The following is a 24,620-nucleotide window of genomic DNA, read 5'->3' as shown; positions in this document are numbered from 1 at the left end:
TCGAACTCTTCGGATTTCGAATTCACGTCTGTCCCTGAGTTCTCGGAATCGTTTTGATCTTCCGGCTTCTTCATTGTTGATTCGCTCCGATCAATTCAGCATAGGTCAGAGTAGTCCCAAAAATCTGAGACGCAGCCTGTGTGAATCTCTCGGAGTCATTGCCCTTTCGTGTGTTGAATCGGAATCCCTGTTCATCCAGGTACCGATCTAAGTGGAACGGCTCAACGTGAATGTAGGTGCCTTTTAACATGCGCTTTACGAGTGACCAGTAGTTCTCAACGGTGTTCGTGTGAACGTCACCCTTGACATATTCGCCGTTCGCATGGTTCACAACGTCGCGATAATACTCATGGCCCATGCCGTCATATGAAGGGAAGTTGTCAGTGTAGAGAACTGAATCCCTCTCAACGTGCTTGCGAATCTCAGATTTCAGGCTATGCGCCGTTGTGTTATTAACGACCTTCGAAACTACCTTACCCTGACGCTCAACCATACCCATTACGATTGTCTTATCAGACGGCATGTAGGGATTCATACGACGCTTTTTGTTCGCGTGCCGGTTGATGTCCTTACCGCCGATGAACGTCTCATCTGCCTCCACGACGCCGGAGAGCTTCGCTACGGAGTCATTTGCAATCGCCTGACGAATCCTGTGGTTCATGTGCCATGCACTCTTCTGAGTGATTCCGAGTGCGCGTGCCATCTCGCAAGAGCTAATGCCGTTCTTGCAATTCACAACCATCCAAATCGCCGGAACCCATTTCGTGATCGGAAGCGGAGAGTCCTGCATGATTGTACCAACCTTAATGCTGAACTGCTTTTTGCAATCGCGGCACTTGAACACCGGGCGGGTGCGGAGTCCGTACACGGCAACAGAACCGCACTTCGGGCAGCACTTCTCGCCACCGTCCCATTTCAGGGAGGAGAGAAATTCAACGCATACCGTCTCGTTTGAGTAGTAACGGATGGCCTCTAACAGGCTTGTCGGGTTCTTCATGTTCGTTGTCATTGTTTCGTTATAGTATAACGCCTTGCGGGACGGGATGTTTCCCCAAACCGAAACTTTCTCAAATTATTTTCGTTATCGTTGCCATGAAGAAACCACTCCAAAAACAGGTAGCAGAGCGCATTTCGGATGTACTCCACGAAAAGGGACTCCGGCAACAGGACTTGGCCGATCAAACGGGCATGACGAAGTCCTATGTGAGTCAAATCATGCACGGGACGGTGAACCTCACGCTCGAAACGATTGAACTGATTGAGAGTGCGCTAAAGGCTCCGATAGTGGTATGCCCGAAGTAGCGGAGAGGGACACGGTGTTCGCCGCCTTTGGCGAATTCATGGCCGCATTCAGCCTCGCGGATGGAAGCTTCCATCGGTTTCTTCGCCTAATAACTGGAATGCCGGATGACATTGCAAGACTGGCATTTGAGGGGGAAAGGACTGCGGATATTATTAAGCGGGTGAAGTCGATTGCCAAGATAACGATAACTCACGATGTTCTTATGACGGTGCTTGGCGATACAATAGAGCAATTTGAAAAGATTGCCAGAATGCGCAACATGATCCTTCACCGCCAGACGTTCGTTGAGGGTGGTGCGCTCGTGTCGAGCGATGAACTAACCTCCAAAGTGGCAAGAGAGGATGAAAGTGAGTATTTGCGGCATCAAACAAAAGACCTACTGAACGCGGCGAGTGACCTATGGAAGATAGTCACTCAGATTCAGTTTGTGAAGTTGTCGCTGGAGAGCGACGGGAAGGCAAACAGACTTCTGATCTTACCACGTCATTCTTCCTCATGGCTTTATACACCTCCCTCGCAATGAACCGCGTGCTAACTGCGTCCCGAAGATCGTCAATTATCTGCGCTCCCGCCTCCTCCATCTCCTCCGTCACTATGATTTCATCGTTTTCCATTTTTGGGCCTCACAAACTTTTCTATGATGGGTTAAGGTTTCCTGTAAGTTATTTTGGGGCAATGATTTAGGGCTGGTGAGTCAGCGATATAAGTGCCTTTACGGGAATTTGTCTTTTAGACAGAAAGCTATTTGTGTCATAATTCGTACCTCATAATCTCTCGTAGGTGCCTATCACAGCTTACATGAATATAGCACACTGGCCGAGGCGATACAAGCAAAAGTGAGATTATTGCGGATGGCAAGAATGCAACTCTCCCTGATTGGGACAGCACCGATCGGTGCTGTCCTCGAACGTACATCGACACACTCACCCAACTGGCACACTTATCCGGCAACTCCATTTGTGTGACTACATTCTAATACAGGAGGCGTTATGACTAAACAACCGAACGCACAAACACCGAGAACCCCGATCGCACGGGCGCTCGCCTCCGCACAGTTCTTCTCCTTACTCTCAAGGCTGAACCGCTCTACGAAGACGATAAACTGACCGCTCAGTCCAAGGCTGACTGAGCGTAAGCCCGCTGCCAGGCCACTCGCGCCGCGAACATCTTAGGATTCCTATTTATCACTTTCCGTGACAGTACGGAGAGGCTGTATCGCGCACTCTAAAATACGAATCATTGCCATGAAGACCATACTCATTCTTCTTCTTCTCGCGCCGCTCGCCGCGCAAGCGCAGCGAGTGCATACCGCAAGTATTCCCCGCGCCGGTGATACGGTATTTCCTGGGTCACCCGCGTGGATCCATGCCGGTTCGCCACATAATACACTGACGGGAGATTCCATCACACTGATATGGGGAGCCGATGGCGCGTTACATCCGCTCGGATACGCGATCGAGGATGTGGATGGTTCATGGGTGGTCAACACGCTTGCGAATCGAGAAGTGGTGGAGGAAAAAACTCGGCTGATGGCCGCCGCCAGGCTGATCATGCAGGAAATGCCAGATCGGAAAATTCTTCGACCCGTTAACACTGGCACGGTCTCCATCGCGCGCAACGATACAGGATATGACCCCTACAAGGAAGTCATGCAATGGGTGGACTCGATCGCGAGAGTCTACAATGCGCCGTACTTCCGACAAAGGATGTATGATAATTATCGAACGGGGCACGGCGGATTAGAACCAACACCATACGATCATCCCCGCTACGATTCGTAACACGTTCTCACAACGACAACAAGCAGCCAATCAAAATGAAGACTACCGTACTCACCCTTCTTCTTCTGCCGGGCTTCACGCTCCTGACCGCCTCTCAACTCGCGGCGCAGGACCCACTGACCCGCTATGCACGCGCATACCCGAAACAGCCATCGGACTCCGAACGCGAGGCCGCACTCCGACCATATCAAGAGCCCCTCGATAGCTTAGACACAATACTCGAAAGCGAAGAGGCGCAAGCGCGTGACCTCGCCGATTATCCCGATCCAATGCCGGACTCATTCGTCATCTGGGCACGCGACGACCGGCAAGTCACGCCGAGTCAATTTGTGGACATCCTCTACAAAGACATGGCCACATACGACTCGCTGAACTTCGAATACCGCAAGTTCTGGGTCACCTATCGTCGGCGCACCATGCTCGATCCCGACGCGCTCGCCATGCCGTCCGGCATTGACTATATCAACGCCCGCGAACAACGCCACGAGCGGATGCTCTCGAAGCTCACAGCGGCAATCGCGCGGCGGAAGCACTAATACTGCGAAGGTCAGCGCCTCTGGACCAACCGGCTGATTCTTTTGGGGATCCGATTGGGCGAGACGCCCCGACCCAAGTGTACTGCCCAAAAGGCCTTGAATCCTCATGAACATTCCTTCCCCAAACTATTCCCCATCCATTTCGTTTGTACGTTTCTTCACACGAGCAAATATTTGTCGCCCGTGGAAGCCAAGGCAATTTGTCGCCAATCGTTACGAATTTTCACTTCATGGACCTATCCTTCATTAGCCACACGTGGTGGGGCGCCGCACTGTTCGTTGTGCTTTGTGGACACATCACGATCATGTGTACTTCGCTGTATTTGCACCGTTCCATCACCCACTCAGGCGTGACATTTAATCCGGTCATCAGCATGGCGATGCGCCTGTGGCTCTGGTTCTTTACCGGCATGAGCACCAAGCACTGGGTTGCCGTGCATCGCAAGCACCATGTCTTTACCGATACCGAGGGCGATCCGCATTCACCCGTTCTGAATGGCTGGTCTCAGATCATGTTCTTTGGCGTGAAGTATTATCGCGCCGCCTATAGCGATCCAGCCTCGATGGCGCAATACACCGAAGGCTGCCCGGAGGACTGGATGGAGCGTCACGTTTTCGAGCCTCACAAATACACCGGGCCGGTGCTGCTACTGATTATCAACGTCCTGCTGTTCGGCTTCATTGCCGGACCGCTCCTCTGGCTCGGACAAGTGCTCTGGGTACCGTTCTGGGCGGCGGGTGTTGTCAATGGACTCGGCCACACGATCGGCTATCGCAATTACAAAGTCAAAGACGCCAGCCGCAATATCATCCCGCTGGGGCTCTTGCTCTCGGGCGAAGAGCTTCACAACAACCACCACAAATTCCCATCGAGCGCAAAGTTCTCGAAGCGTTGGTTCGAGTTCGATATGGGCTGGAATTATATTCAGACCTTGCGCGTGTTCGGACTCGCGCGCGTGAACGTCGTGCAGACTGGTCTGGCCGACTTCAAAGAACGCGCCCGGCAAGCTGCGCTCCATGCCCGTGAAGCAGCCGGACATGCTCGCGAAACGGCGATCGAACGCGTACATACTGCTACCCAGGCAGCAAAAGACATGGCGCAAGCGGCATCCGCCGTGCCGCAGCCGGAAGGCTAAGGCGCGGAATCCGTGAACCGGGATTGGCTGTCGCAGGTTTTGTAACATGCGATTGTCCATCCAGTCCCTTATACGCCTTCTATCTGTGGCCGTTGCGATTCTGACTTTTGTCGAAAGCTCGGGCGCGCAACAGCTGTTTACTGGTAAACCGCAATATCAGATTGAAGTCCGCCGTGCCGATACGGTGATGGGCCGGATCATTGTCGAGTTATTTCCTGCTATCGCGCCGAACAGCGTCCGCAATTGGGATAGCCTCGTCGGGATTCACTTTTACGATTCCACCGCGTTTCATCGCGTCATCCCAGGATTTATGATCCAGGGTGGTGATCCGAATTCGCGGAGCGGCGATCCATCGACGTGGGGGTACGGCGACCCGTCACAGCAGACCGTGGATTCAGAGTTTAGCGCCATCTCGCATCGCCGCGGCATCCTCTCCGCGGCTCGGGCGAGCGACCCCAACAGCGCGACCTCGCAGTTCTTCATTTGCGTCGCGAGCGCAGCATATCTCGATCGACATTATTCTGTCTATGGACATGTCATTCAAGGCATGAGTGTTGCCGACTCCATTGTGATGGCCCCACGTGACGGAAGCGATCGGCCTTACGATAAGATCTCGATGTTCATCACGCGCATTGGCTCGAACGATAGCCTTGAGCCTGCCCCCGCACTGGCATCGCCAACCAATGGGTTCGCGAATGGGATAGCCTCCAAGGTCACCATGCGCTGGCATCTGGTCCATGATGCGATGATGTACGAACTTCAAATGGCAACGGACACCGGGTTCAATCATATCGTGATTGACAGCACATTCAACCAGATCGATACGATTGAATTGTTTAGCAAGTTGAAAACCGGGACGACGTACTACTGGCACGTGCTTGCAAATAACGGTGGCCATGCGAGCGCGTATTCTCCAACGTGGACATTCAACGAGCAGTCACTCGGCGTGGCGGAGCCAGCCGCGACCGAACTCGATCTAAGCGAGCCGCTTCCTAATCCAACGCAGGGCGGCACATTGCTTCGCTTCAATCTCAAGCAAGAGGCGGTCGTTCGTTTCTCGATTCAAGATATGCTTGGCCGCACGGTCATGACTCTGCTTGACGCAAGAATGATGGCAAGCGGTGACCAAGAAGTTACAATACCCACAACCACGCTCATCCCCGGCGTTTACCTCTGCCGGTTCGAATGCATGGGCAATGTAATCTCGAAGAAACTAGTAGTGGAGTAGAATCCTCCACGGTCTACAGATGGATCGGCTCGCCTTCGGCCACGCTGGCCGCTTCCATCACGGCTTCGGACCACGTCGGATGCGGATGGATCGTCTTGGTAAGTGACATACCGGTGGCGCCGTGGGCCCGGGCAATCACGATCTCTTCCAGCATCTCGGCTGCTTCGTAGCCAATGATGTGCGCGCCTAAGATCTCATCGTACTTCGTGCCGATGATAAGCTTGACAAATCCATCGGTCTCTCCCATAGCGCGGGCTTTGCCGAGCGCGGTGAATGGGAATTTGCCGATCTTATATTCGATCCCGGCTTCTTTCGCCGCGCGCTCGGTCATACCGACACTCGCAACTTGTGGTTGACAATAGGTGCAACCCGGAATGTTGACGTAATCGAGCGACTGCGGATGATGTCCCGCCAGATGCTCGGCGGCGATCACGCCTTCGTGCGTCGCGACGTGCGCGAGCCACGGCGGGCCAGCGACATCACCGACCGCATAAATGCTATCGACGCCCGTTCGCATGAACTCATCAACATCGATGAATCCCTTCGTCATCTTCACACCGAGCTTCTCGAGTCCGATGTTCTCGGTGTTGCCTTGCACACCGATAGCAACAAGTACGCACTCCGCCTCGAGCACTTGCTTCTTGCCATCGGCAGATTCGATCTCGACTTTCGTCGTCTTCTTATCCACCTTGACCGAATTGACTTTGTGCTTCGTAAAGAGCTGGTAGCCCTGCTTCTTGTATAGTCGTTCGATCTCGGTTGAGACTTCCGTATCCTCGATCGGCAACAGGTTTGGCATCATCTCGACGACCGAGACTTTTGTCCCGAACGTCTTGTAGAAGTAAGCGAATTCCATTCCGATCGCACCGGCGCCAATGACCGTCATGGATTCCGGAATGTGGTCCATGATCATTGCCTCCGTGGAGGAGAGCACTTGCTTTCCATCGGGCTTCACATTTGGCAGCATCCGGGCGCGAGCACCGGTCGCAATCACAATGTTCTTTGCGGTCACGATCTTTTTCGTACCATCCGCGCCGGTCACTTCGATAGAGTTCTTTCCCGTCAGGACGCCGAAGCCTTTGATGTGCTCGACTTTATTCTTGCGAAAGAGAAATTCGATGCCCTTGACAACACGATCGGAAACGTCGCGCGATCGCTTGATCACCCGCGTGAAATCGACGCGGAGATTGTCGTAGCTGATGCCCCACTCATCCGGCGCCACCTGCATCGTGTGATAGATCTCGGCGTTTTTGAGCAATGCTTTGGTCGGGATGCAACCCCAGTTCAGGCAGATGCCACCCAGACGGTCGCGCTCGATGCACGCCGTTTTGAGGCCAAGCTGCGCCGATCGAATTGCCGCCGGATAACCGCCCGGACCGCCGCCGAGCACAATTACGTCAAAGTCAAAAGCCATGGATAAGTGCTTAATGCTGAAGGTCAAATGTTGACTACAAAACCCTGAAACGATTGGAAATGGGGTGTTTGTTGCCCTTCAGCGAAAAATGATTGGATTCTGCTGTAGGACACTCCAATTAGTATTTCGCTCTTGATTGGCTGTCCCAATTTGACACGATTGTTTCGTGACGTGTACAAAAATACGACAGCCCCGGATAATATTACCAGATCGTCGTAAGATTTACCGCCTAATACGCCGAAAAGCATGATTAGTTATAAACCATATCGCCGGTTGTTTCGTCTAATCCATAGTGCAGGTTTCGTTCATTGCACCTCAGTTTGAGGGCAATGCGATCGAAGAAGACAATGCGCAACTTTCTAGCTCACTGGTCCCTGATTCTCATGATCGCGCCGATCGTATGCGTGGGTCAGGCACTCGCGCAGGAGCGGACACTCAACCATGCGAACGTCCCGGTGACCGTCGCCGCTGATAATGTGGATGTTGGCCCGCTCACGATGCCGCAGGCTGAATACAGTCAGACATATCCTCCGATTTTCATTCCACCGCTGATTCAACCGACTCCGGGATTCCGATTCGAAATTTCGTTTGCACCGCCGGTCAATAATATTCCGACGGATCCGTATCAGATGGGGAAATACGGAAGATTGAGTTTGGACTATACGCCACTGACCGTATTCGATGGCTCCGATCTCGGCGTAATGATTCAGGCCATGCATGTCGCGCATCATCTTCTGCTGTACTCTGCCGGCTTCACGACGGACATCAATAAAGATGGCAAGTTTCTGCTGACGGCAGGCCTGGCACACTATCAAACTGGAAATGCGCCGACCGAACCGTTCGTCGATGCCCCGTTCATCCGGTTTCGGATGCAATCGCTGTCGGAGAACGATCCGTTTGCAGTAGATGATGATGGCTCCGATCTCTTCGTTTATTCCGAGGTTGAGACGACCATGCACTTCCGATCCTACATCTCCGGGACCGCCGGACTCGGCTTGCGCCTCACGCCAATGCTCCGCATGATTGGCGGCTGGCAGCATACCGAGTTTATCATGCCCACCGAACGCGCTGTCCGAACGGTCGATGGCTTGCAGGGCATCTTGCAGTGGGGCATGTAGGAGATTGGCAATTGTTCCACAATGTCGTCGTTGCGAGTGGCGACGAAGGTGCGACGAAGCAATGCAGGACAAACTCACACTTCGTGGCGGACTATACTGTTGTAACGTAGAAACACACGCCTGCCAACCAATTCATCGGACGACCGATGGCGAAACACTGGCCGGAGCCATGCGCCCATCTCTCGCATCTCGAAGCGATTGCATGAAGTTCTGAGTGGGCGCGCCGGATGATCCGCTTGTCTCGGATAGATTCACGAAACGCCTGCTTGCTGTATGGCGCGAGCCGATGATCGTGAAGAGGTAAGTGCCGGGCACAAGTCCCCGGAGATAGATGCGCTGTTCTTCCGCCCCGCCGAGCAATCGGATTGGACTCGCATCCACCAACCGCCCGAGCATATCATAAACTTTGTATTCCGCCTCCTCGGCCTCGGGCCACACGATCATCGCAACTGACCAGCCTCTGGTAACGGGATTTGGTGCAAGAACAAGTGACTCGGAAGCGCGATTTTCAGCCCTCTGAACGTCGGCGAACTTCGAATTCAGGTGAACCGGAATATCTTTTGTGCCGTAGTAAAGTTTGAGACCTCCAGGTGCCATGGGATCGTTCGGGGCGTTCGGCCATGACAAGTCCGTCACATAATCCTCTAGGCTGTCTCCGTTCACAGTAAGCGAATCCCCGTATCCGAATCCATACTGGACCTGGTCGAATAAATCGATCCGTTCGTCAAGTCCCCTGCCTAACACATAGAAGTTTTCCCATCCGTAGTCACCTGAGGCATTGCGGGCGGTGACATCCAGAACGCGATTGCCAGTCCCTGTCATATCCCCGGCATCGGTTAGAGTCTCTGGCCAATAATAGTCACTGCCGAACGTGAAGGGATCGAGGTTCTTTGGATGCCGAATGACATAAGCAGCGCTGTCGAGCGTCAGCCGGTGCGAGCCGAAATCGGGACCACCGCGGAAAAAGAAAATGCCCAAATTCAGGTCGTCTGTTGTATGGAAGACGGGAAGGAGGTCCACGGATTTATCCCATGCTGGCTTCGGAAGTGCTCGCATCGTAAGGTAGCTGCCGAGGGCTTCAGGTTCTGTGGGATATTGGAGATGCGGATTCTGCCATTTTGCAAGCAGGGTGTCGTAGAGCATCGCATGTGCAAATTTCTCGAGCGTGAATGGGGGATCGTTTTTGAAGTAATGCCAATTCATCGAATCGTCACTAAAGAGAAGATCCTCGCGGCCCACCCCTCGAAAATCGCCTTTCGTAATCCGGCGATTGTAGGGCTTGAGGGCGAAGACAGAGCAGATTGCTATGGAGGTGTCCTCAAACAGTGTGTCGTGAAGCGCTCGGTCGGAACCACCGCTATACAGTGCAAGAAACACAGTGTCTTTCATGTAATCTGTCCACTGAGAGGATAGCCCGAGTACAATATCATCGACACTATCGCTGGTCAGGTGGGCAATGTATGCCTGCGGATTCCAATCAAACACATGCGGGTCCCACATCCCATCGCCCCTGATGTTTGTCGAGACTTGTGAGAATCGAGTCGAGTCGTAGTTGCCCTGATCGTCGGCCCAATAGATGCGCCAATTGTAGTTGACGAACATATCAAGATGACTGCGGTCACGAAAATGGGCGAGGATGTATCCCGAGCCAAGTTGAGTGTTATCGGACAGTCGCTGGCGCGTTGTCTTCAATTGGTGCAGATTGAAGCTCGACCCGCTCTGGATTTGAAAAATTGTGCTGCTCGTCGTATAGTGATCGTTGGCATCGAGATTTTCGATAAAGAGATTGCCGTACGAGCCGTCCGGCTTCGGACCAAGGTTCTTGATCCCCGATCCGAGGTACTGATTCTTTACCGTGCCGTAGAGCGTATCGATCTGCCCGGGAATTCCTATCTGTGGGAAGTAACAATTAGAATCGAGCGCCGGGCTGCTGAACGGAGTGTTTTGGGCAAGCAGCACTGGCGGGCCAGAAGCAACGACCCACACTGCTATAAGCAAGAGTAGAATGTGTTTCATCGCTGTACGGATCCAGATAGAGTTGCCGGAGCCATGCGCCCATCTCTCGCATCTCGAAGCGATTGCATGAAGTTCTGAGGCGCTGCACCTGATGATCCGCTGGTCTCGGATAGGTTTACGAAACGCGTGCTTGCCGTGTGGCGCGAACCGATGATCGTGAAGAGGTACGTGCCGGGCACAAGTCCCCGGAAATAGATGCGCTGCTGTTCCGCCCCGCCGAGCAAACGAATCGGCCAGTCCTCCACCAACCGTCCGAGCATATCATAGACTTTGTATTGAGCCTCCTCGGCTTCAGGCCACACGATCGCTGCAACAGACCAGCCTCTGGTGATGGGATTCGGCGAGAGCGAAAGGCCCGTCCCATCGAGTGATACCGGGATATTCTTCACATCGGCCCACTTTGGATTTAGATGGACAGGTATTTGCGTTGTGCCTTTATAGACCCAAAGTGATCCTTTTTCACTCTCAGGAATAGAGTACGGATCACCCACCATCACATCCTCAAGCGAGTCCTCGTCCGCTGTCAGCGTGTCCGCACCGGCTTCACCGATAATGCCAGAGTGATAAATATCGATCTTTTCGTCGAGGGCAGTTCCAGTGACATAGAACATGTTGATTTCGGCCGCACCGGCGGTATTTGCCGTCGTGAGTATTACATGATTGCCTGTGCCCGTCATATCGCCGGCATCGATTAGACCCTCGGGCCAAAAATCGAATTGGTAAAACCGCCAAAAGTCCAGCATAGCTGGATGCCGAATGATGAATGCTGCGCTATCGATCGTAATGCGATGTGAGCCGAAATCGGGTCCGCCCCGGAACATGAATATGGCTCCGGCGCTGTCTTTTCGTGTCACAAAGACCGGAAGAAAGTCAACGGAATTGTCTGTGCTCGCCTTGGGCAATGCTCGCATCGTAAACCATTTTTCCGCTGTGTGCAGATGAGACGACAAACTCGGATTTTGCCAGGACGTGAAAATTGTGTCCTTACCCATTGCATGAGCCAGACTGTCGAGAGAGAAGGGACGATCGTTTCGATAGTAGCATAGATTTGTGGAGTCGTCGGAGACGATGAGATCGTCTCGGCCGATACCCCGAAAATCCGCTTGAGTGCATATTCGGAACGCGTGGTTATTGGGCTTCATCGGATATAGGAAGGCAGATGTGTCCTCATATGCCGTGTCCTTCGATGCTAACTGTGTTCCTCCTCGGTACAAGGTCAAGTAAGCCGTGTCCTTCTCGTTGATGTAATCAGAATAACAACTGATGACAATGTCCTCGACTGTGTCGTTTGTAAGATACGCGAAATAAGGATCGACAATGCCATAACCGAGTCCTCCACCGGAGTGGTAATCACCATGCCTAATGTTTGCCAGAAGTTCCGTAAATCTCAGAGAATCGTAATCCCCGGCATCATCGGCCCAATAGATCTTTAGATTGGCTGCGTCCAAAATATCGACGTTTGATCGATTGTGAAAATGTCCGAATCGGAGATCCTCAATATCGGGCAGAAACTTCTGCGCCCTCGCTTTGAAATTGTGTAAATCAAATGGCCCCGTAGCAGCGGTGACAAAAAAATTCGTCGATTGATTAAGAGCGTTGGTCGGTCCTTGCCTCCCGATGAGCATGTTGCCAAAGCTTCCATCGGGCTTTGGTCCAAGATTGTGGATGAAGGCGCCGGGACCCTTTCCGCTATCGATGGTCTGAATCGTATCGATCTCGCCTGGCACGCCGATTTGCGGGAAATAGCAATTGCTATCGAGCGCAGGACTGCTGAACGGCGTGTTTTGGGCACGGGCTTCCCCTCCTACAAAAAGGAGCGTCATCAGAGCCGCGAGCACGTTCAAACGCTTGAGGCCCATGGTTAGAAAAGAGCAGACATCAAATGACGAATGACAATTAGAATCCAATTTGTCATTCGTCATTCGTCATTTGTCATTGAATGGACCCTACCTGGCTCCCAACCTGCGCAGAGTAGATATGTGTGAGCTCCGTGGATATTCCGCCCGAAGCCGCTCGTACCAGGTGTTCGCTCCCTGGCGATTCCCAAGATGCAGATTGGCACGTGAAAGTTTGTAGAGCGACATCTCCCGCTTGTATTGGGGTCCAACGCGCACCACATACCGGAAATATGGCATCGACTCGGCATAGCGGCCCATGGCATAGAGCGATTCACCCATCCAGTAATATGCATTCGGCACCAGCTCCGGCGGACGGCCCGTCGTAACGATGCGCGAGAACAGCGCCAGCGCTTCATCGTATCGAGCACCGTTGTATGCTCCGAGTGCTGCCTCGTAAAGTCCGTATTCCGTCGCGTCCGGCTGCGGAAGCCGTGGCGCAACCGACATCGGTGGTCGCGGCGCAGCGAATCCTTCCGCTGGCGGCGGCATTTCGCGCGGCGCCTCGCGGTCGTCATTGGCAAGTTGGCTCACTCGCGCCAAAGCACTATCGGCATGATTCAACACTTGCTTCGCGCTCGGCGCGGATTGCTCGCTGGCAGCGGGAGCGGCCGGCCGACTGCGTTGTGCGGTGCCTCTCGAACTTCGTGATGGACGGCACGCACTAAGCGAGAGGGTGCTCGCGGCGAGAATGCCAAAGAGGAAAATCTTGTACGCGTTGCGCATGGTCTATCTCCTCAATAAAGATTGTATTTGATGCCGATCGAAAGCGAGACGTTCGAGGCCGAACGTTGCGGACCCGTCTGTGATACAAGATACGGGTCATTTCCCGGTTTGGTCAGCACAGGGCCAGCGCCCGATCCGTTCGGATAAATGTCGTAATCATAAACGTACACGCTCATTTCCGTGAGTCGGAATTCGGCGAATAAATCGAGCATGCTGTTGCCAGCGTCGGCATCATACATAAGTGGCTCCTCGAACCCCAGCGAGCCATACAGCGCAAACGGAAGCGGCGGGTGCATCCTCCGAGTGAAGCTCGCGGCGCCATCCGAAGAACTGACATCTTCTTCGTAAATTCCGACGAGATAGATTCCTCCGCCGGCACCGATGTAAACCGATGGCAAACCACCACCGAAATTTGTTCGAACGTTCAGGCCAAGCAGCACCGGTACGAAGGTCGCGGTCCGCGTTGTCGAAAGTGTGACGCCTCCGCCAAGCGGATCGCCGGTCGAACCGCCGCTCGAAAGATGATAACCTGTCGAGGCCTCGAGTTCGAGTCCGACAACCGGCACGGTACCGCTGGTGCTCCCTGCGGAATCGACAACATCGACCGGAATGAGCGGAAGATCAAGTGCGAGATCGAGCTTCGGACCTTGACCGGTGCTCCACCAAAGGTCATCACTCTTTGTGGAGCTATAGAGTTGCCGCGAGCGGCCCAAGCCGTAGCCTGCGCTCGCTTTCAGACTAAAAAGCGTGGGCGCTTCGATCGCTGCCCCAGCATCCTGCGCGCGGCACACGGTCGGAGCGAATGCTGCGAGTGCAGCCGTTGCGAGCGCACCCATCGCGAGTGTGATCGCGATCACGGGAAATACAGAACGGGCTTGTCGTATCATCATGAGATTCAATTGATTCAACTTCATTCACCGGTCAACGCGCGGAGCCGAATTGACGCACGAGAGTGATATTCTGAATTCGGATAATCAGCCAGCAATCGCGCATATGCTGCCCTCGCGTTCGATTTATCTCCGAGCTGTTCGTAGCACTCCGCGATCTTAAACGCTGCCGCGGAAGCTTTGGGCGATTGTGGATACCCATCGAGCACAGACCGGAAACCGTGCAATGCCCGGCTGTAGCGCTTCATCGCATACAAACTTTCACTTTCCCAATATTTATAGTTCGGATAGTATGACCCGGTGGGATCGTCCGCCTCCAGGGATTGCATGGCATCGAGCGCGGCAGAATACTGCTTATCATTGAAGAGTCTCAGCGCCGATTCATATCGATCGCGCAGCATTGTGGATCCCTGATCCGCGGGTGGCACGGGCGCGGCAAAACCACGAGGTGCGGGTGTTTCTCGCGGTTCCGCAGTCTGTGCGGGAGGCGGCGCAGGAAGTTCGGTGCCATCGATACGGGATCGCAACATCGACACATCTGCTTCCAACGCACGGATTCGCTCGCGATCGGCACTGGCTAAACTCGTGAGCGAATCGATAAGCTCGACCAGCTTCTCCTGAACGAGACGCAGCGAATCGACCTCGCGAGACAGGCCACCGGTTGGCGTTCGCGCGGCGGCGTCCCGGCGCGACTGCTGGGCCGTGCGGCATCCAAAGAGTGCCACCATGCTGGCGGCAAGTAGAAAAGCGGTCCCCGTGTGGACGAGCGTCCGCGGTAAGTGAGTCATATCGCGCGTTAATTGCACGACGAATGATCGTTCGTCGAAATAGCCGCCAACAGGCGGCACCGCGGGGCACGCGGCCTACTGCCTATCAATGCATCACAAAGATACTACTATTTGCGGCAAAAAGCAAGAAAATGTGCCAGTATGCCTCAAAAACATTTTTAATGAATCGACAGGGGAGTTCACGCTCCGATTCAAACATCGCCAGAAATCCCGGCAGGTCGTCCTCCTTGTGAAGCCCGAATTTTTGCGCAGATTCAGTCGGTGAATCTGGACGGTGCGCATGGCAATGCAAAGAGTGGTGCATTGTCCTGCGCTTTCTGATCGAGCTGGCGAAGAGAATAATCTTAGCTTATCAGAGCATTCGCCGAATTCGGTGAGATGCTTAGATCTCAATGAGCGACCCATAGCAGTCATTGACTCACCAATTTTTCAAATGCGGAACCTACTGATTTCAAGCGGCATTTAAGGGCCGCTTCCTTAGCTCAGTTGGTAGAGCAACTGACTCTTAATCAGTGGGTCGCCGGTTCGAGCCCGGCAGGAAGCACAAGGTCTGTCCCCTTGAACATGATCGTCAGCCTTTTCATGGTAAGGTCCGTTGCCTGATCCCCGTCTCGATTCCTTTTGCCTGAAGGCGACTGTCAAAAGTCCGCTCGAATGTCAGATTTCCTCCAATGATTACATAAGAAGCCAGAACTGCTTGGTCGCGGATCCCGATGCGATTCCTTCGTGGCAGCCAGGGAAAAGGAATATCTTGACTCTCCGTAAGATATTCTTCCCCTCCGATCAAATATCTTACGCATCATTTAGGGCTAATACGCGCTATTGCTTCAAAAATACACGCGGAGACAACGTGGCACAATAGTTCGAATAAGAATCACCAGTGATCGATCTGCCAGTTCTCAGAAACTGTAGAATTGCATTCCGATGACAGGTCCTCCATAAGACGACAAGAAAAAGGCGACAAAAAGGGTAGCGTAAGCTACCCTTTTTTTGCGACCTGCAACCAAGGTTTTCCTAGCCACTAACGTTCCGGCACGGCTTTTTCCCATTACTAAGGATAGAGTCGTCAGCGATTTCAAAATCGTTGAATATTCGCCCATAAGGCCCATTCTTGATCTTTCGGCCAAAGTGGTTTATTCGAGGCCGTAAAGAATTTTAACGGTAGCCAAGTGGAACCGTAGGATTTTCGTCAGAAGCGTTTTGAATTCTAGCAGGACCATGAAATCACGCCCCCTAAACGATTTGGTGCTCGCCGAAGGTGCGTTGGCGCACCTATTCGAACGGCTGGGAATCGATTACTGCTGCCACGGCGAGGAAACGCTGGAGGTCGCTTGTATCAAGAGAGGTCTTGATGTCGACTTGGTTTTAGCTGAAATTGAGGCTATGCGGCAGACCCGCCCATATAGCTTCCTTCATGGTGACTTGTGGAGCGAGGAATTCCTCATCGAGTACATTGTTGAAAACCACCACCGGTATTTTCGAGCCACGATGCCGGTGTTGCTCGAGCAGTTGACGAAGGTTAACGAAGTGAACGGTGAGCGCTATGCGTATCTTCGACCGGTGTTGTTCCTTTTTCAACGCGTGACGCACGAAATCGAGCAGCACATGCGCAAAGAGGAAATGATCCTCTTCCCATATATTAAGTCATTGGCTTCGGCTCACGAATTTTCGCGCCGGCGTCCGCTGGCTCCATTTGTCGCAATCGAAGGTCCGATTACGCGTATGAAGGAAGAGCACGAGGAGACCGTACAGATCTTCGCGAAGATCCGCGCGCTGCTCAATGACTTTACCACACCGAAGGACGCGACTCCGATGCACGCTGCAGTGATTAGGGGTCTGCAGGCATTCACGAATGACCTGCATCAACATGTCCACCTTGAGAACAACCTTCTATTTCCGCGCGCGCGCGCGCTCGAGCAAGAATTTGACAAGCGGACTGGTCTTCCGCTGGCCGACAGAGCTTCGTCGTATTCAAGAGAACCTTCACATAGGAGTGCAAACGCCTTATCATAATTTATCGCCTAAAGACCTATGGATAACGCTGTCACATTCAAACCACTAAAACGGAGCGAGCGCATGCGGAAAGCAGCGCCGCCAAAGGAAGTCCCACGCCGAGACGATCTTCTGCCATTGCTTGCCAAATATGATGTGCAGGCACCGCGATACACGAGTTATCCGCCTGCAACTCAATTTACCGCAGCCTTCGATAGCGGCCGCTATATCAGCCAGATTGCACAAATCGGAAGTGACGGCGAGCGGACCGAGCTCTCGCTGTATATGCATTTGCCGTTCTGTGATACGCTCTGCTACTTCTGTGGCTGCACCATGTTGATCTCGAACAATCGGGAGAAGATCGCCGAATACCTGGGGTATCTCAAGCGCGAGATCACGATGGCCTCTGAGTTATTCGAGGTGCCGCCCGTCATCGTCCAAATGCATTGGGGGGGAGGAAGTCCCACGCATCTGCTCCCTCAGGAAATCGCTGAACTGGGTGCGCATATTCGCAGTACTTTTGAATTTGCTCCGAATGCCGAAGTCTCGATCGAAATCGATCCACGTGGCGTAACGAAAGAGCACATTGCTGCCATGCAAGCTGTCGGATTCAACCGAGCAAGTATTGGCGTCCAGGATTTCGATTCTGACGTGCAGATAGCCATCAATCGTGTTCAGCCGCGGAGCATCACAGAGCAAGTGATCACCTGGTGCCGGCAAGCCGGGATTTCGGCTATTAATCTGGATCTTATTTATGGACTCCCCTACCAGACCAGCGAGAGTTTTCTGAGGACGCTGGAAGCGGTAAAGGAAATTTCTCCGGACCGAATTGCGGTATATAATTTCGCATACGTTCCGTGGATCAAGCCTCATCAGAAGTTGATCGAGATCGAGACGCTGCCGAAAGCAAGTTCGAAACTCGCGCTCCTTGAGCTTGCCATCCGTGTACTTAGCGAGGCAGGCTATGAATATCTGGGAATGGACCATTTTGCGAAGCCATCGGATGCTCTCGTCCAGGCCAAGCATGCCAAAACCCTTCACCGAAATTTCCAGGGATATTCGACACTCGCTGGCAAGGACCTTCTGGCATTCGGTATTTCCGCCATCGGACGTGTGGAAAACTTTTTCGCGCAAAATGTCAAGGAGCTGCCTGACTACTATCGAATGATCGATGAAGGTCGACTCCCGATCGAGAAGGGATACGAACTGACCGCGGACGATGCAGTGCGCGAGTATGTCATTATGCAGTTAATGTGCAACTCCCGACTGGATGAGCGCGAGACAGAGCTTCTTTTTGGAATCAATTTCAAAGAATATTTCTCTCAGGCAATCGCAGCCCTCTCCCCCCTGGCTGCCGATGGTCTATGCGAGATAGAGAACAATGCAATCGGCATCACAGACCGAGGCCGATATTTTTTGCGCAACATCGCTGCACAATTTGATGCATATCTGCCCTCCGCACAGGCGGCGCAGATGTACTCCCGCGCAGTGTAAAATGCGGATAGGCTGGTATGGACAGTGGATTGAAACCGGTGGAACAATGTTCTGTGGTTGACGGCGCGTTACTGCTCACGGATGTGGGGCCGAAAGCGCGCCGCCGAGCTGTACTCCGTGCTATGCCTCAAACAGAATCCGCCTTGCTCCGTTTTGCCTTCGAACATTCCTCGGATGGGATGCTTTTGACCGATCCTCATGGAGTCATCCGGATGGTCAATAATGCATTCATCCGCATGTTCGGCTTTACTCGCGATGAAGTGATCGGACAACGGACCGGTTTTTTGCGCTCCCAGTATTCCACGCAGGAGTTTTATGAGATGATGTGGAATTCACTTCGTGAACGCGGCGAGTGGAAAGGCGAGATCATTAACCGGACGAAGCAAGGGACGGAGAAAACATGTTTTCTCACCATCACCTCGATTTTCTCCGAGGCAGGAGAACGGCTTGGGTATCTCGGAGTGGAGATTGATCTGACAGAGCGAAAGCGCCTTGAATCTCAGTTGATTCAAGGCGAAAAACTCTCCGCGATTGGCGAAAGCGTGGCAACACTCGTGCATGAGATCCGCAATCCGCTCAACGGTATCGCGATGAATATCTACATGCTCGAGCACAGTGCGAACACCGATAAGCACTGGACCGAGGAGGAGCGCGAGTCGATCCATCTTATCAGCCGAGAGGCAAAACGGCTCGAAGGACTTGTAAAGAACGTACTGACGTATGCGCGAAACGTCGAACTCCGCTACGAACGCGTCATTCTTTCTTCATTCCTTGAAGAACTTGAAGAATTGCTTGTTTTTCAAGCCGAGCAGCGGGACGTGACACTTAAAGTATTGATCGAGCAAGATAAACTCACGGGACGCTTCGATCCCGATCAGATGAAGCAGGTCATGCTGAATCTCGTTCAAAACGCAATCGAAGCTGCTGAGCAAAGCGATCAGCGAGCAGTCCAAGTCCAGGCCAATCTACGTGAAGATTCCTCTTGGAGGCCCATCAGCTCTTCGGGTCGCGTCATTCTCTTTGAAGTAGCTAATAGCGGCCCAGGCATCCCGGAAGAAGTCCGAAGCCGACTCTTTCGGCCATTCTTCACGACCAAATCCCAGGGATTGGGACTCGGGCTGGCGACGAGTGCGAAGATCGTCCGTCAGCACCATGGAATTCTCGACATTCGAAAGGCCGAAGAGCCTCCCTTTACGACCGTATTCACTGTAGCTTTACCCGCATAATATCGTGGAAGAAGAGCAAGTACTAACCCTACCCCGAGATGGTATTGCCCAACGGGCATCCACTACCCGCCGCGTCCTCGTTATCGATGACGACGCAACCGCACGACGCACCCTTGAGCGATTCCTGACGCGAGAGGGATTCTCCGTAACGACTGCCGCAAATGCGAATGAGGGCTTGCTGGCAGTGCAGGTCGATCAGCCCGAAATCATCTTGTCGGACATTTATATGCCCGGCATGTCTGGTCTCGAGCTTCAAGCGAAGATCCAGGAATTCGCGCCGCATATCAATATCTTGCTGATGACCGGGCAAGACGATATGCCAACGACCGTCAAGGCCATGCAGCAAGGCGCATACGATTATCTTACGAAGCCGATCGATCTCGAACGGCTCAAGAAGATCCTTACTCGCCTGATCGAGACGCAGCAACTCTCCGAGCAACTCGAACTCCTGAAAAAGACCGAGGCCGAAGAGTATAAACTCGAGAACATTCTGGTCGGACGAAGCCGACAGATGCTCGATATTTACAAAACAATCGGCAGCGTGACACGCTCGCGTGTCACTGTTCTGATCGAAGGCGAGTCTGGCACGGGCAAAGAGCTCATCGCACGGGCAGTTCATTTTAACTCGCCATGGAAAGACGAACCGTTCATTGCCGTTAATTGCACGGCACTTGCCGAGACGTTGCTCGAATCTGAATTGTTCGGGCACATGAAGGGATCGTTCACCGGTGCGACCGCCGATAAGCGTGGAAAATTCGAGCTTGCTCGCGGCGGTACAATCTTCCTCGATGAGATCGGCGAGATTTCACCGACGCTCCAGGTTAAGCTATTGCGCGTATTGCAGGAGCGGGAATTCGAACGAGTCGGAGGCGAAAAAACGCTTCCCATGAGTGCGCGAATCATCGCTGCGACGAATCGCGACCTCAAAAAAGAAGTCGATGAAGGCCGCTTCCGTGAGGACTTATATTATCGACTTAATGTCGTTTCGATCAAAGCGCCGCCACTTCGCGAGCGCAAGGAAGACATTCCGATTCTCGTCACGAACTTGCTTCGGCGCATCAATGAAGAACTTCACACGAAGGTCTTCAAGGTTAGCTCGCAAGCGATGGAACGTATACAAAAGCACGATTGGTCCGGGAATGTCCGCGAGCTTGAGAATGTGCTGACCCGCGCGGTCGTGCTTTCCAAGTCCGATGTGATCGAGGAGTCTGTTCTTCCGAATCCTTCGGAACATCTGGGTCATGCGAACCACTACGACTGGAATCGCTCGCTGGCCGATGTCGAGCGCGAACATATTCGTCGCGTCCTCGATGCCGTCCACGGCAATCGTACCGAAGCAGCCCGCATTCTTGGGATTTCCAAACCTACGCTATACGCCAAGCTTCCCACCGTTAAACATGAAGAAAAGGTGGATCACCACGAGACAGCGCATAGCGCCTAGCGCTCTGCTATAACTGGAGCGGAACTGATGTTCCGCTCCACTGTCTCAATTGCCGCCGAATTGAGAATGTGTGACCAGCGACTGCTTCCAGCAGAGAACGAAGCACCCCCTGGACGACTTAGCCGATTACAGGTGTGTTTTGTGAAATTCTGATTGCGCCTACCTGCAGTGTTCGATGCTCAGCGTGTTTGTTTTCACAGCAATCGGACTAACGTATGGAATTCCCAATTCCATACCGCGCAACAAAAAGAGTGTCGCAATCACAAGACCAATGGCTGGCGCAGCATATCGCAGACGTTGCCGGACTTCACACGACATTCTGGAACCGCCGATGGCAATGGCACTCATTAGCGGAACGGTACCGAGACCAAAACCGAGCATGAAGACTGCACCTTGAATCATCGATCCCATTCCAAGTGAACCCAACAATGCGGCGGTGACCATGCCGCATGGCAGGAGTCCATTGAGAAGTCCAATTCCGAAATGCGTGAGCGTTCCATGATGAGTGAAGAGACGAGAAAGTCCTCGCTTGATGGGTATCACAGCTCGATCTAGTCGCATATTTACCCGTACTTCCCGTCGCCAGAGAAATTGCGCAGCAAGTGCAACGATCATCGCCAGACCCGATACAATCGAAAGCACACGGCTATAGCCGGCCAGTACGACAGCACTTCCACTCAGACCGACGATTGCTCCAAGCGACATATATGTTGTCACCCTGCCGAGTTGATAGATAAATTTCTCCGTTACATGGCGTGGCCATCCGGGCCGCGTTCCACTTGGAAGCGCAACTGCAATTGGCCCGCACATGCCCGCACAATGCAAACTGCCACCAAGACCGAGCGCAAGCCCGGCAAGAATTCCGATCATGGATAAACTACAGGGTGTCGTCTGCTATCAACTGATAAGACTGATTCTGGAACGTCCAATCCAGAGTTACCCGCCAGAGCCCCCTGGAAAGCTGCGCCGTTGGAACGAGCATCGATCCATTGCTCCCAAGGGCAAGCTTCAGTGTTCGGTCCTCATTCGATGCATTTGGCCGGTAGAGCGTTACGCTTCCCTGGGCTGACGCAGCTTGATCGCGTGGAATTTGAATAGCGAAGACGCCGCGGCTCCTGTCATTCTGGATCGATGCTGCACCGGATAGCGTCGCCGCGCGCGCCTGAGCAGCCACCGTCACGTCCTGTTTCAGACTTTGCTCGTAGTAATCGCCTCGCACGAGATCGACTTCGGTTGTCATGGCATAGCCGACCCAGCTTGCAGTCCCTGCAATGAAGATGACGTACGCTGCTATGATGCCCCAACCCCAGCTAATTTGTTTTATCCGTATCATTTATGGAATCAGTAATTCGCTTTTCACTTGCTTGACAATTTCATTGCCGGAATGCAGCGCGAGTACCAAATGGACTTCATGTGCGCCATGCTCATGCTCGTGTTCATCGTCCGCGTGCTCCGGATTGGATGGAACCTCGACAAGGAATCGACCTTGTACTCGTTCACCTCGCTTGACACTCAAAGGCAACCCTAAAGGCGTGATCGTCGCGTTTTTTGGCTCGATTGCCGTGAGTGTATATGCCAAATCCCGCGATCCCTTGTTGATGATCTGAACGTCGTAGAAATTTGCGGTCCCGTGCTGCGTCATTGTCCACGTCGTGCCGGGTGAGCGAAGCACGCGGACATCGAGATCTGAACGAAACACGAAGAGTCCGATCGTCAAAAGTGTCAGTACCGTCCAGAGAGCACCGTACGCCTTGACCCTCGGTGTTAGCCATTTCTTATTCCCGGTTTGAACTGCCGTGGCGCTCGCATACCGAATCAGCCCTTTGGGCAGATTCACCTTGGTCATCACATCATCGCAGGCATCGATACAAGCGGTACACGCGACACATTCGAGCTGAATCCCGTTGCGTATATCGATGCCGGTAGGGCATACTGCAACACATTGGTGACAGTCGATGCAATGGCCAGTATCACGTTCCGTGCGTGTATCGTCGCGCTTCCACTTGGAGCGCGGTTCGCCGCGTTTTGCGTCGTAGGTTACCGTTACTGTATTATCATCGACGAGCGCCGACATGAACCGGCCATACGGACATACGACAAGGCACGCTTGTTCGCGAAATCGGGCGAAGACTAAATAGAAAACAACCGTAAAGGCAAGTAGCGCAATGAACAGCTCCAGATGTGCCAAAGGCCCATCCTTCACATATCCTTGAAGCGCATCGCTCGAGACAACATAAGCCAGGAAGACATTCGCAATTGCGAATGAGATTGCGAAGAAGATGGACTGCTTAAGAACGAGTCGCGCGACTCGACTCGCCGTCCAGGGACCTCGATGTCGCGTGAGTTGCTCGCCAGCTGTACCGTCGATCAGCCATTCGATTCGTCGGAAGACCATCTCCATAAATACCGTCTGCGGACAGAGCCAGCCACACCAGATCCGACCTAGCACCGAAGTGAAGACAACAATCGAGACCAGACCTGCCAGAAACAGCACGACGATCAGGTAGAAGTCCTCCGGCCAAATCACGAAGCCGAGCAGCACAAACTTCCGATTGATGAGATCGAACAGCAGGAACTGGTCGCCACCGATTTTGATGAACGGCGCCACTGCAAGAAATGCCAGTAATATCCCGGCGACGGCTGTTCGCCAGCGCGTGAATGAGCCTTTCGGCTTTCTCGCATAGATCCACTTGCGCCGGCCATCCGAAGCAACGCTCGCAAGCTGCGACCGAAATCGCTCCTCTTCTTGAATTAGATCCAGATCAGTGAGTGCCATGCCGAATACTTAGTCCTGTGATTTGACCAGCACGTCTCTGGCTGGATCGATTGGCTTCGGATTTGGTGGATTCGAACCGTGCTTTGAGATAACATAAGACGCCACGTCCAGCAATTCGTCATCGGTCAGGCGATTGTTATTGCCAAATTGGAGCATTCCCTTCTCGGGATAACCGGTCGTGATACTCTTAAGAATATCCTGGAAGCGACCGCCGTGCAGCCAGTAGTCATCGGTCAGATTCGGGCCCACCAAACCACCCAGATCGGGTCGATGACACGTGAAACAAAGGTTACGCTGCTGGAAGATCGACTCGCCAATCTTTAGCGACGCAGCATCCGTCTTCTTTTGCCATGTCGAAAAGTCGCGAACGCCGGGTTTTAGCGGCGTCTTCACATTCTTCATCTCAGCAGCAAATTCCTGTTCCTGCCCGCGCGGACCATACCACAGGAAATTCCAATCCGGGCCCTCCCACGCATGATAGTAAAACAAATAAATTGCACCGAGTATGATGGTAACGTAAAAGCCATATAGCCACCATTTCGGTAGTGCGTTATCATATTCGCGAATACCGTCGGCATCATGCCCTTCAATGAGAATATCTTTTGGTTCGTGTGCCATAGCTCAGGCGTATGTTTGGTTGGCGTTCGAAGTGGAGAAGTCCGAAGATGAGCAATCGTTGTCGGATAATGCAGCCTGCGCGATTGCTTCGAGTCTCTGTCCTCGACTCGATCGCGGGTTGGCCCGGAAGAACCAAACTATCAGCACCGCGAAGAGCGAGAAGAACAGTATGAGCGATACGATTGGATAGTATTCGATCCCTGGGATGGATGTCAGTACTTTAGATTCCATTGCTACTCCGCTTT

Annotated in this window: 23 protein-coding genes and 1 tRNA gene; 12 read left to right on the top strand and 12 right to left on the bottom strand. The window is 53.1% G+C overall.

What is annotated here, in order from left to right; genetic code table 11:
* Positions 1-70: 70 nt before the first annotated feature.
* Positions 71-1,009, bottom strand: a complete 939-nt coding sequence (locus tag Q8902_03765) for an IS1595 family transposase (protein MDP4198670.1) — start codon at positions 1,007-1,009, stop codon at positions 71-73.
* An 83-nt stretch (positions 1,010-1,092) separates the two neighbouring features.
* On the opposite strand from Q8902_03765, the gene Q8902_03760 reads away from it, so the two are divergent.
* From Q8902_03760 to Q8902_03735, 6 genes are all read left to right on the top strand, one after another.
* Positions 1,093-1,302 carry a helix-turn-helix transcriptional regulator gene (locus Q8902_03760; protein MDP4198669.1) on the top strand — a complete coding sequence of 70 codons (210 nt, stop codon included), beginning with the start codon at positions 1,093-1,095 and terminating at the stop codon, positions 1,300-1,302.
* On the top strand, positions 1,290-1,826 hold the full coding sequence (locus tag Q8902_03755) for a hypothetical protein (protein ID MDP4198668.1): 537 nt from the start codon (positions 1,290-1,292) through the stop codon (positions 1,824-1,826). The genes Q8902_03760 and Q8902_03755 overlap by 13 nt, the downstream gene beginning before the upstream one ends.
* 721 nt (positions 1,827-2,547) lie before the next feature.
* A complete protein-coding gene (locus Q8902_03750; GenBank protein MDP4198667.1) occupies positions 2,548-3,084 on the top strand; it encodes a hypothetical protein in 537 nt (178 codons plus the stop codon).
* A gap of 35 nt (positions 3,085-3,119) precedes the next feature.
* The gene (locus tag Q8902_03745; protein MDP4198666.1) at positions 3,120-3,620 is read left to right on the top strand and encodes a hypothetical protein; all 501 of its coding nucleotides are present in this window, start codon (positions 3,120-3,122) and stop codon (positions 3,618-3,620) included.
* A gap of 230 nt (positions 3,621-3,850) precedes the next feature.
* Entirely contained in the window at positions 3,851-4,756 is a 906-nt protein-coding gene (locus tag Q8902_03740; GenBank protein MDP4198665.1) for a fatty acid desaturase, read from the top strand.
* Positions 4,757-4,802: 46 nt separating this feature from the next.
* Complete coding sequence (locus Q8902_03735; GenBank protein ID MDP4198664.1) at positions 4,803-5,984, top strand: peptidylprolyl isomerase; 1,182 nt, start codon at positions 4,803-4,805, stop codon at positions 5,982-5,984.
* A gap of 13 nt (positions 5,985-5,997) precedes the next feature.
* On the opposite strand, the gene lpdA is transcribed toward Q8902_03735, so the two are convergent.
* Complete coding sequence (gene lpdA, locus Q8902_03730) at positions 5,998-7,398, bottom strand: dihydrolipoyl dehydrogenase (GenBank protein MDP4198663.1); 1,401 nt, start codon at positions 7,396-7,398, stop codon at positions 5,998-6,000.
* A 347-nt stretch (positions 7,399-7,745) separates the two neighbouring features.
* Between lpdA and Q8902_03725 the strand changes: the two genes are divergently transcribed.
* On the top strand, positions 7,746-8,516 hold the full coding sequence (locus Q8902_03725; GenBank protein ID MDP4198662.1) for a hypothetical protein: 771 nt from the start codon (positions 7,746-7,748) through the stop codon (positions 8,514-8,516).
* Between the two features lie 132 nt (positions 8,517-8,648).
* Here Q8902_03725 and Q8902_03720 read toward each other — a convergent pair whose 3' ends face one another.
* The 5 genes from Q8902_03720 to Q8902_03700 all read right to left on the bottom strand — a co-directional run bounded on the left by Q8902_03720 (position 8,649) and on the right by Q8902_03700 (position 14,828).
* The gene (locus tag Q8902_03720) at positions 8,649-10,532 is read right to left on the bottom strand and encodes a T9SS type A sorting domain-containing protein (protein ID MDP4198661.1); all 1,884 of its coding nucleotides are present in this window, start codon (positions 10,530-10,532) and stop codon (positions 8,649-8,651) included.
* Positions 10,529-12,391, bottom strand: a complete 1,863-nt coding sequence (locus Q8902_03715; protein MDP4198660.1) for a T9SS type A sorting domain-containing protein — start codon at positions 12,389-12,391, stop codon at positions 10,529-10,531. Before Q8902_03715 ends, Q8902_03720 begins: the two co-directional genes overlap by 4 nt.
* Positions 12,392-12,478: 87 nt before the next feature.
* Entirely contained in the window at positions 12,479-13,153 is a 675-nt protein-coding gene (locus Q8902_03710; protein ID MDP4198659.1) for a tetratricopeptide repeat protein, read from the bottom strand.
* A gap of 11 nt (positions 13,154-13,164) precedes the next feature.
* Entirely contained in the window at positions 13,165-14,043 is an 879-nt protein-coding gene (locus tag Q8902_03705) for a hypothetical protein (protein MDP4198658.1), read from the bottom strand.
* A gap of 20 nt (positions 14,044-14,063) precedes the next feature.
* Positions 14,064-14,828 carry a tetratricopeptide repeat protein gene (locus Q8902_03700; protein ID MDP4198657.1) on the bottom strand — a complete coding sequence of 255 codons (765 nt, stop codon included), beginning with the start codon at positions 14,826-14,828 and terminating at the stop codon, positions 14,064-14,066.
* Between the two features lie 471 nt (positions 14,829-15,299).
* Between Q8902_03700 and Q8902_03695 the strand changes: the two genes are divergently transcribed.
* From Q8902_03695 to Q8902_03675, 5 genes are all read left to right on the top strand, one after another.
* Positions 15,300-15,372 (top strand) — tRNA-Lys (locus Q8902_03695).
* Between the two features lie 674 nt (positions 15,373-16,046).
* Entirely contained in the window at positions 16,047-16,841 is a 795-nt protein-coding gene (locus Q8902_03690; GenBank protein MDP4198656.1) for a DUF542 domain-containing protein, read from the top strand.
* An 18-nt stretch (positions 16,842-16,859) separates the two neighbouring features.
* Positions 16,860-18,314 (top strand): oxygen-independent coproporphyrinogen III oxidase, encoded by a 1,455-nt coding sequence (gene hemN, locus Q8902_03685; GenBank protein ID MDP4198655.1) that lies wholly within the window; start codon positions 16,860-16,862, stop codon positions 18,312-18,314.
* 122 nt (positions 18,315-18,436) lie between these two features.
* Entirely contained in the window at positions 18,437-19,540 is a 1,104-nt protein-coding gene (locus tag Q8902_03680; GenBank protein MDP4198654.1) for a PAS domain S-box protein, read from the top strand.
* Positions 19,541-19,544: 4 nt separating this feature from the next.
* On the top strand, positions 19,545-20,981 hold the full coding sequence (locus Q8902_03675) for a sigma-54 dependent transcriptional regulator (GenBank protein MDP4198653.1): 1,437 nt from the start codon (positions 19,545-19,547) through the stop codon (positions 20,979-20,981).
* A gap of 159 nt (positions 20,982-21,140) precedes the next feature.
* Here the strand turns inward: Q8902_03675 and Q8902_03670 are convergent, their stop codons facing one another.
* The 5 genes from Q8902_03670 to Q8902_03650 are packed head-to-tail and all read right to left on the bottom strand — an operon-like array spanning position 21,141 to position 24,606.
* Positions 21,141-21,851, bottom strand: a complete 711-nt coding sequence (locus Q8902_03670) for a sulfite exporter TauE/SafE family protein (protein ID MDP4198652.1) — start codon at positions 21,849-21,851, stop codon at positions 21,141-21,143.
* A 7-nt stretch (positions 21,852-21,858) separates the two neighbouring features.
* Positions 21,859-22,314: a FixH family protein gene (locus tag Q8902_03665; GenBank protein MDP4198651.1), complete on the bottom strand. Its 456-nt coding sequence runs from the start codon at positions 22,312-22,314 to the stop codon at positions 21,859-21,861.
* Positions 22,315-23,757 carry a cytochrome c oxidase accessory protein CcoG gene (gene ccoG, locus Q8902_03660; protein MDP4198650.1) on the bottom strand — a complete coding sequence of 481 codons (1,443 nt, stop codon included), beginning with the start codon at positions 23,755-23,757 and terminating at the stop codon, positions 22,315-22,317.
* 9 nt (positions 23,758-23,766) lie between these two features.
* Entirely contained in the window at positions 23,767-24,375 is a 609-nt protein-coding gene (locus Q8902_03655; GenBank protein MDP4198649.1) for a cbb3-type cytochrome c oxidase N-terminal domain-containing protein, read from the bottom strand.
* 3 nt (positions 24,376-24,378) lie between these two features.
* Positions 24,379-24,606: a hypothetical protein gene (locus Q8902_03650; protein MDP4198648.1), complete on the bottom strand. Its 228-nt coding sequence runs from the start codon at positions 24,604-24,606 to the stop codon at positions 24,379-24,381.
* Between the last annotated feature and the right edge of the window lie 14 nt (positions 24,607-24,620).

It is taken from the genome of Bacteroidota bacterium, from assembly GCA_030706745.1.
In the GTDB taxonomy this organism is placed as follows: Bacteria; Bacteroidota; Ignavibacteria; order Palsa-1295; family Palsa-1295; genus PALSA-1295.
This window is presented reverse-complemented; position numbering and strand designations above follow the sequence as displayed.

Excerpts from the sequence above, each read along its gene's own strand:
- Q8902_03760 (MDP4198669.1), top strand. The coding sequence starts at position 1,093 with ATGAAGAAACCACTCCAAAAACAGGTAGCAGAGCGCATTTCGGATGTA.
- Q8902_03720 (MDP4198661.1), bottom strand. The coding sequence starts at position 10,532 with ATGAAACACATTCTACTCTTGCTTATAGCAGTGTGGGTCGTTGCTTCT.
- Q8902_03715 (MDP4198660.1), bottom strand. The coding sequence starts at position 12,391 with ATGGGCCTCAAGCGTTTGAACGTGCTCGCGGCTCTGATGACGCTCCTT.
- Q8902_03690 (MDP4198656.1), top strand. The coding sequence starts at position 16,047 with ATGAAATCACGCCCCCTAAACGATTTGGTGCTCGCCGAAGGTGCGTTG.
- Q8902_03740 (MDP4198665.1), top strand. The coding sequence starts at position 3,851 with ATGGACCTATCCTTCATTAGCCACACGTGGTGGGGCGCCGCACTGTTC.
- Q8902_03670 (MDP4198652.1), bottom strand. The coding sequence starts at position 21,851 with ATGATCGGAATTCTTGCCGGGCTTGCGCTCGGTCTTGGTGGCAGTTTG.
- lpdA (MDP4198663.1), bottom strand. The coding sequence starts at position 7,398 with ATGGCTTTTGACTTTGACGTAATTGTGCTCGGCGGCGGTCCGGGCGGT.
- Q8902_03745 (MDP4198666.1), top strand. The coding sequence starts at position 3,120 with ATGAAGACTACCGTACTCACCCTTCTTCTTCTGCCGGGCTTCACGCTC.
- Q8902_03710 (MDP4198659.1), bottom strand. The coding sequence starts at position 13,153 with ATGCGCAACGCGTACAAGATTTTCCTCTTTGGCATTCTCGCCGCGAGC.
- Q8902_03665 (MDP4198651.1), bottom strand. The coding sequence starts at position 22,314 with ATGATACGGATAAAACAAATTAGCTGGGGTTGGGGCATCATAGCAGCG.
- Q8902_03655 (MDP4198649.1), bottom strand. The coding sequence starts at position 24,375 with ATGGCACACGAACCAAAAGATATTCTCATTGAAGGGCATGATGCCGAC.
- Q8902_03765 (MDP4198670.1), bottom strand. The coding sequence starts at position 1,009 with ATGACAACGAACATGAAGAACCCGACAAGCCTGTTAGAGGCCATCCGT.
- ccoG (MDP4198650.1), bottom strand. The coding sequence starts at position 23,757 with ATGGCACTCACTGATCTGGATCTAATTCAAGAAGAGGAGCGATTTCGG.
- Q8902_03705 (MDP4198658.1), bottom strand. The coding sequence starts at position 14,043 with ATGATGATACGACAAGCCCGTTCTGTATTTCCCGTGATCGCGATCACA.
- Q8902_03735 (MDP4198664.1), top strand. The coding sequence starts at position 4,803 with ATGCGATTGTCCATCCAGTCCCTTATACGCCTTCTATCTGTGGCCGTT.
- Q8902_03725 (MDP4198662.1), top strand. The coding sequence starts at position 7,746 with ATGCGCAACTTTCTAGCTCACTGGTCCCTGATTCTCATGATCGCGCCG.
- Q8902_03750 (MDP4198667.1), top strand. The coding sequence starts at position 2,548 with ATGAAGACCATACTCATTCTTCTTCTTCTCGCGCCGCTCGCCGCGCAA.
- Q8902_03700 (MDP4198657.1), bottom strand. The coding sequence starts at position 14,828 with ATGACTCACTTACCGCGGACGCTCGTCCACACGGGGACCGCTTTTCTA.
- Q8902_03650 (MDP4198648.1), bottom strand. The coding sequence starts at position 24,606 with ATGGAATCTAAAGTACTGACATCCATCCCAGGGATCGAATACTATCCA.
- Q8902_03680 (MDP4198654.1), top strand. The coding sequence starts at position 18,437 with ATGCCTCAAACAGAATCCGCCTTGCTCCGTTTTGCCTTCGAACATTCC.
- hemN (MDP4198655.1), top strand. The coding sequence starts at position 16,860 with ATGGATAACGCTGTCACATTCAAACCACTAAAACGGAGCGAGCGCATG.
- Q8902_03755 (MDP4198668.1), top strand. The coding sequence starts at position 1,290 with ATGCCCGAAGTAGCGGAGAGGGACACGGTGTTCGCCGCCTTTGGCGAA.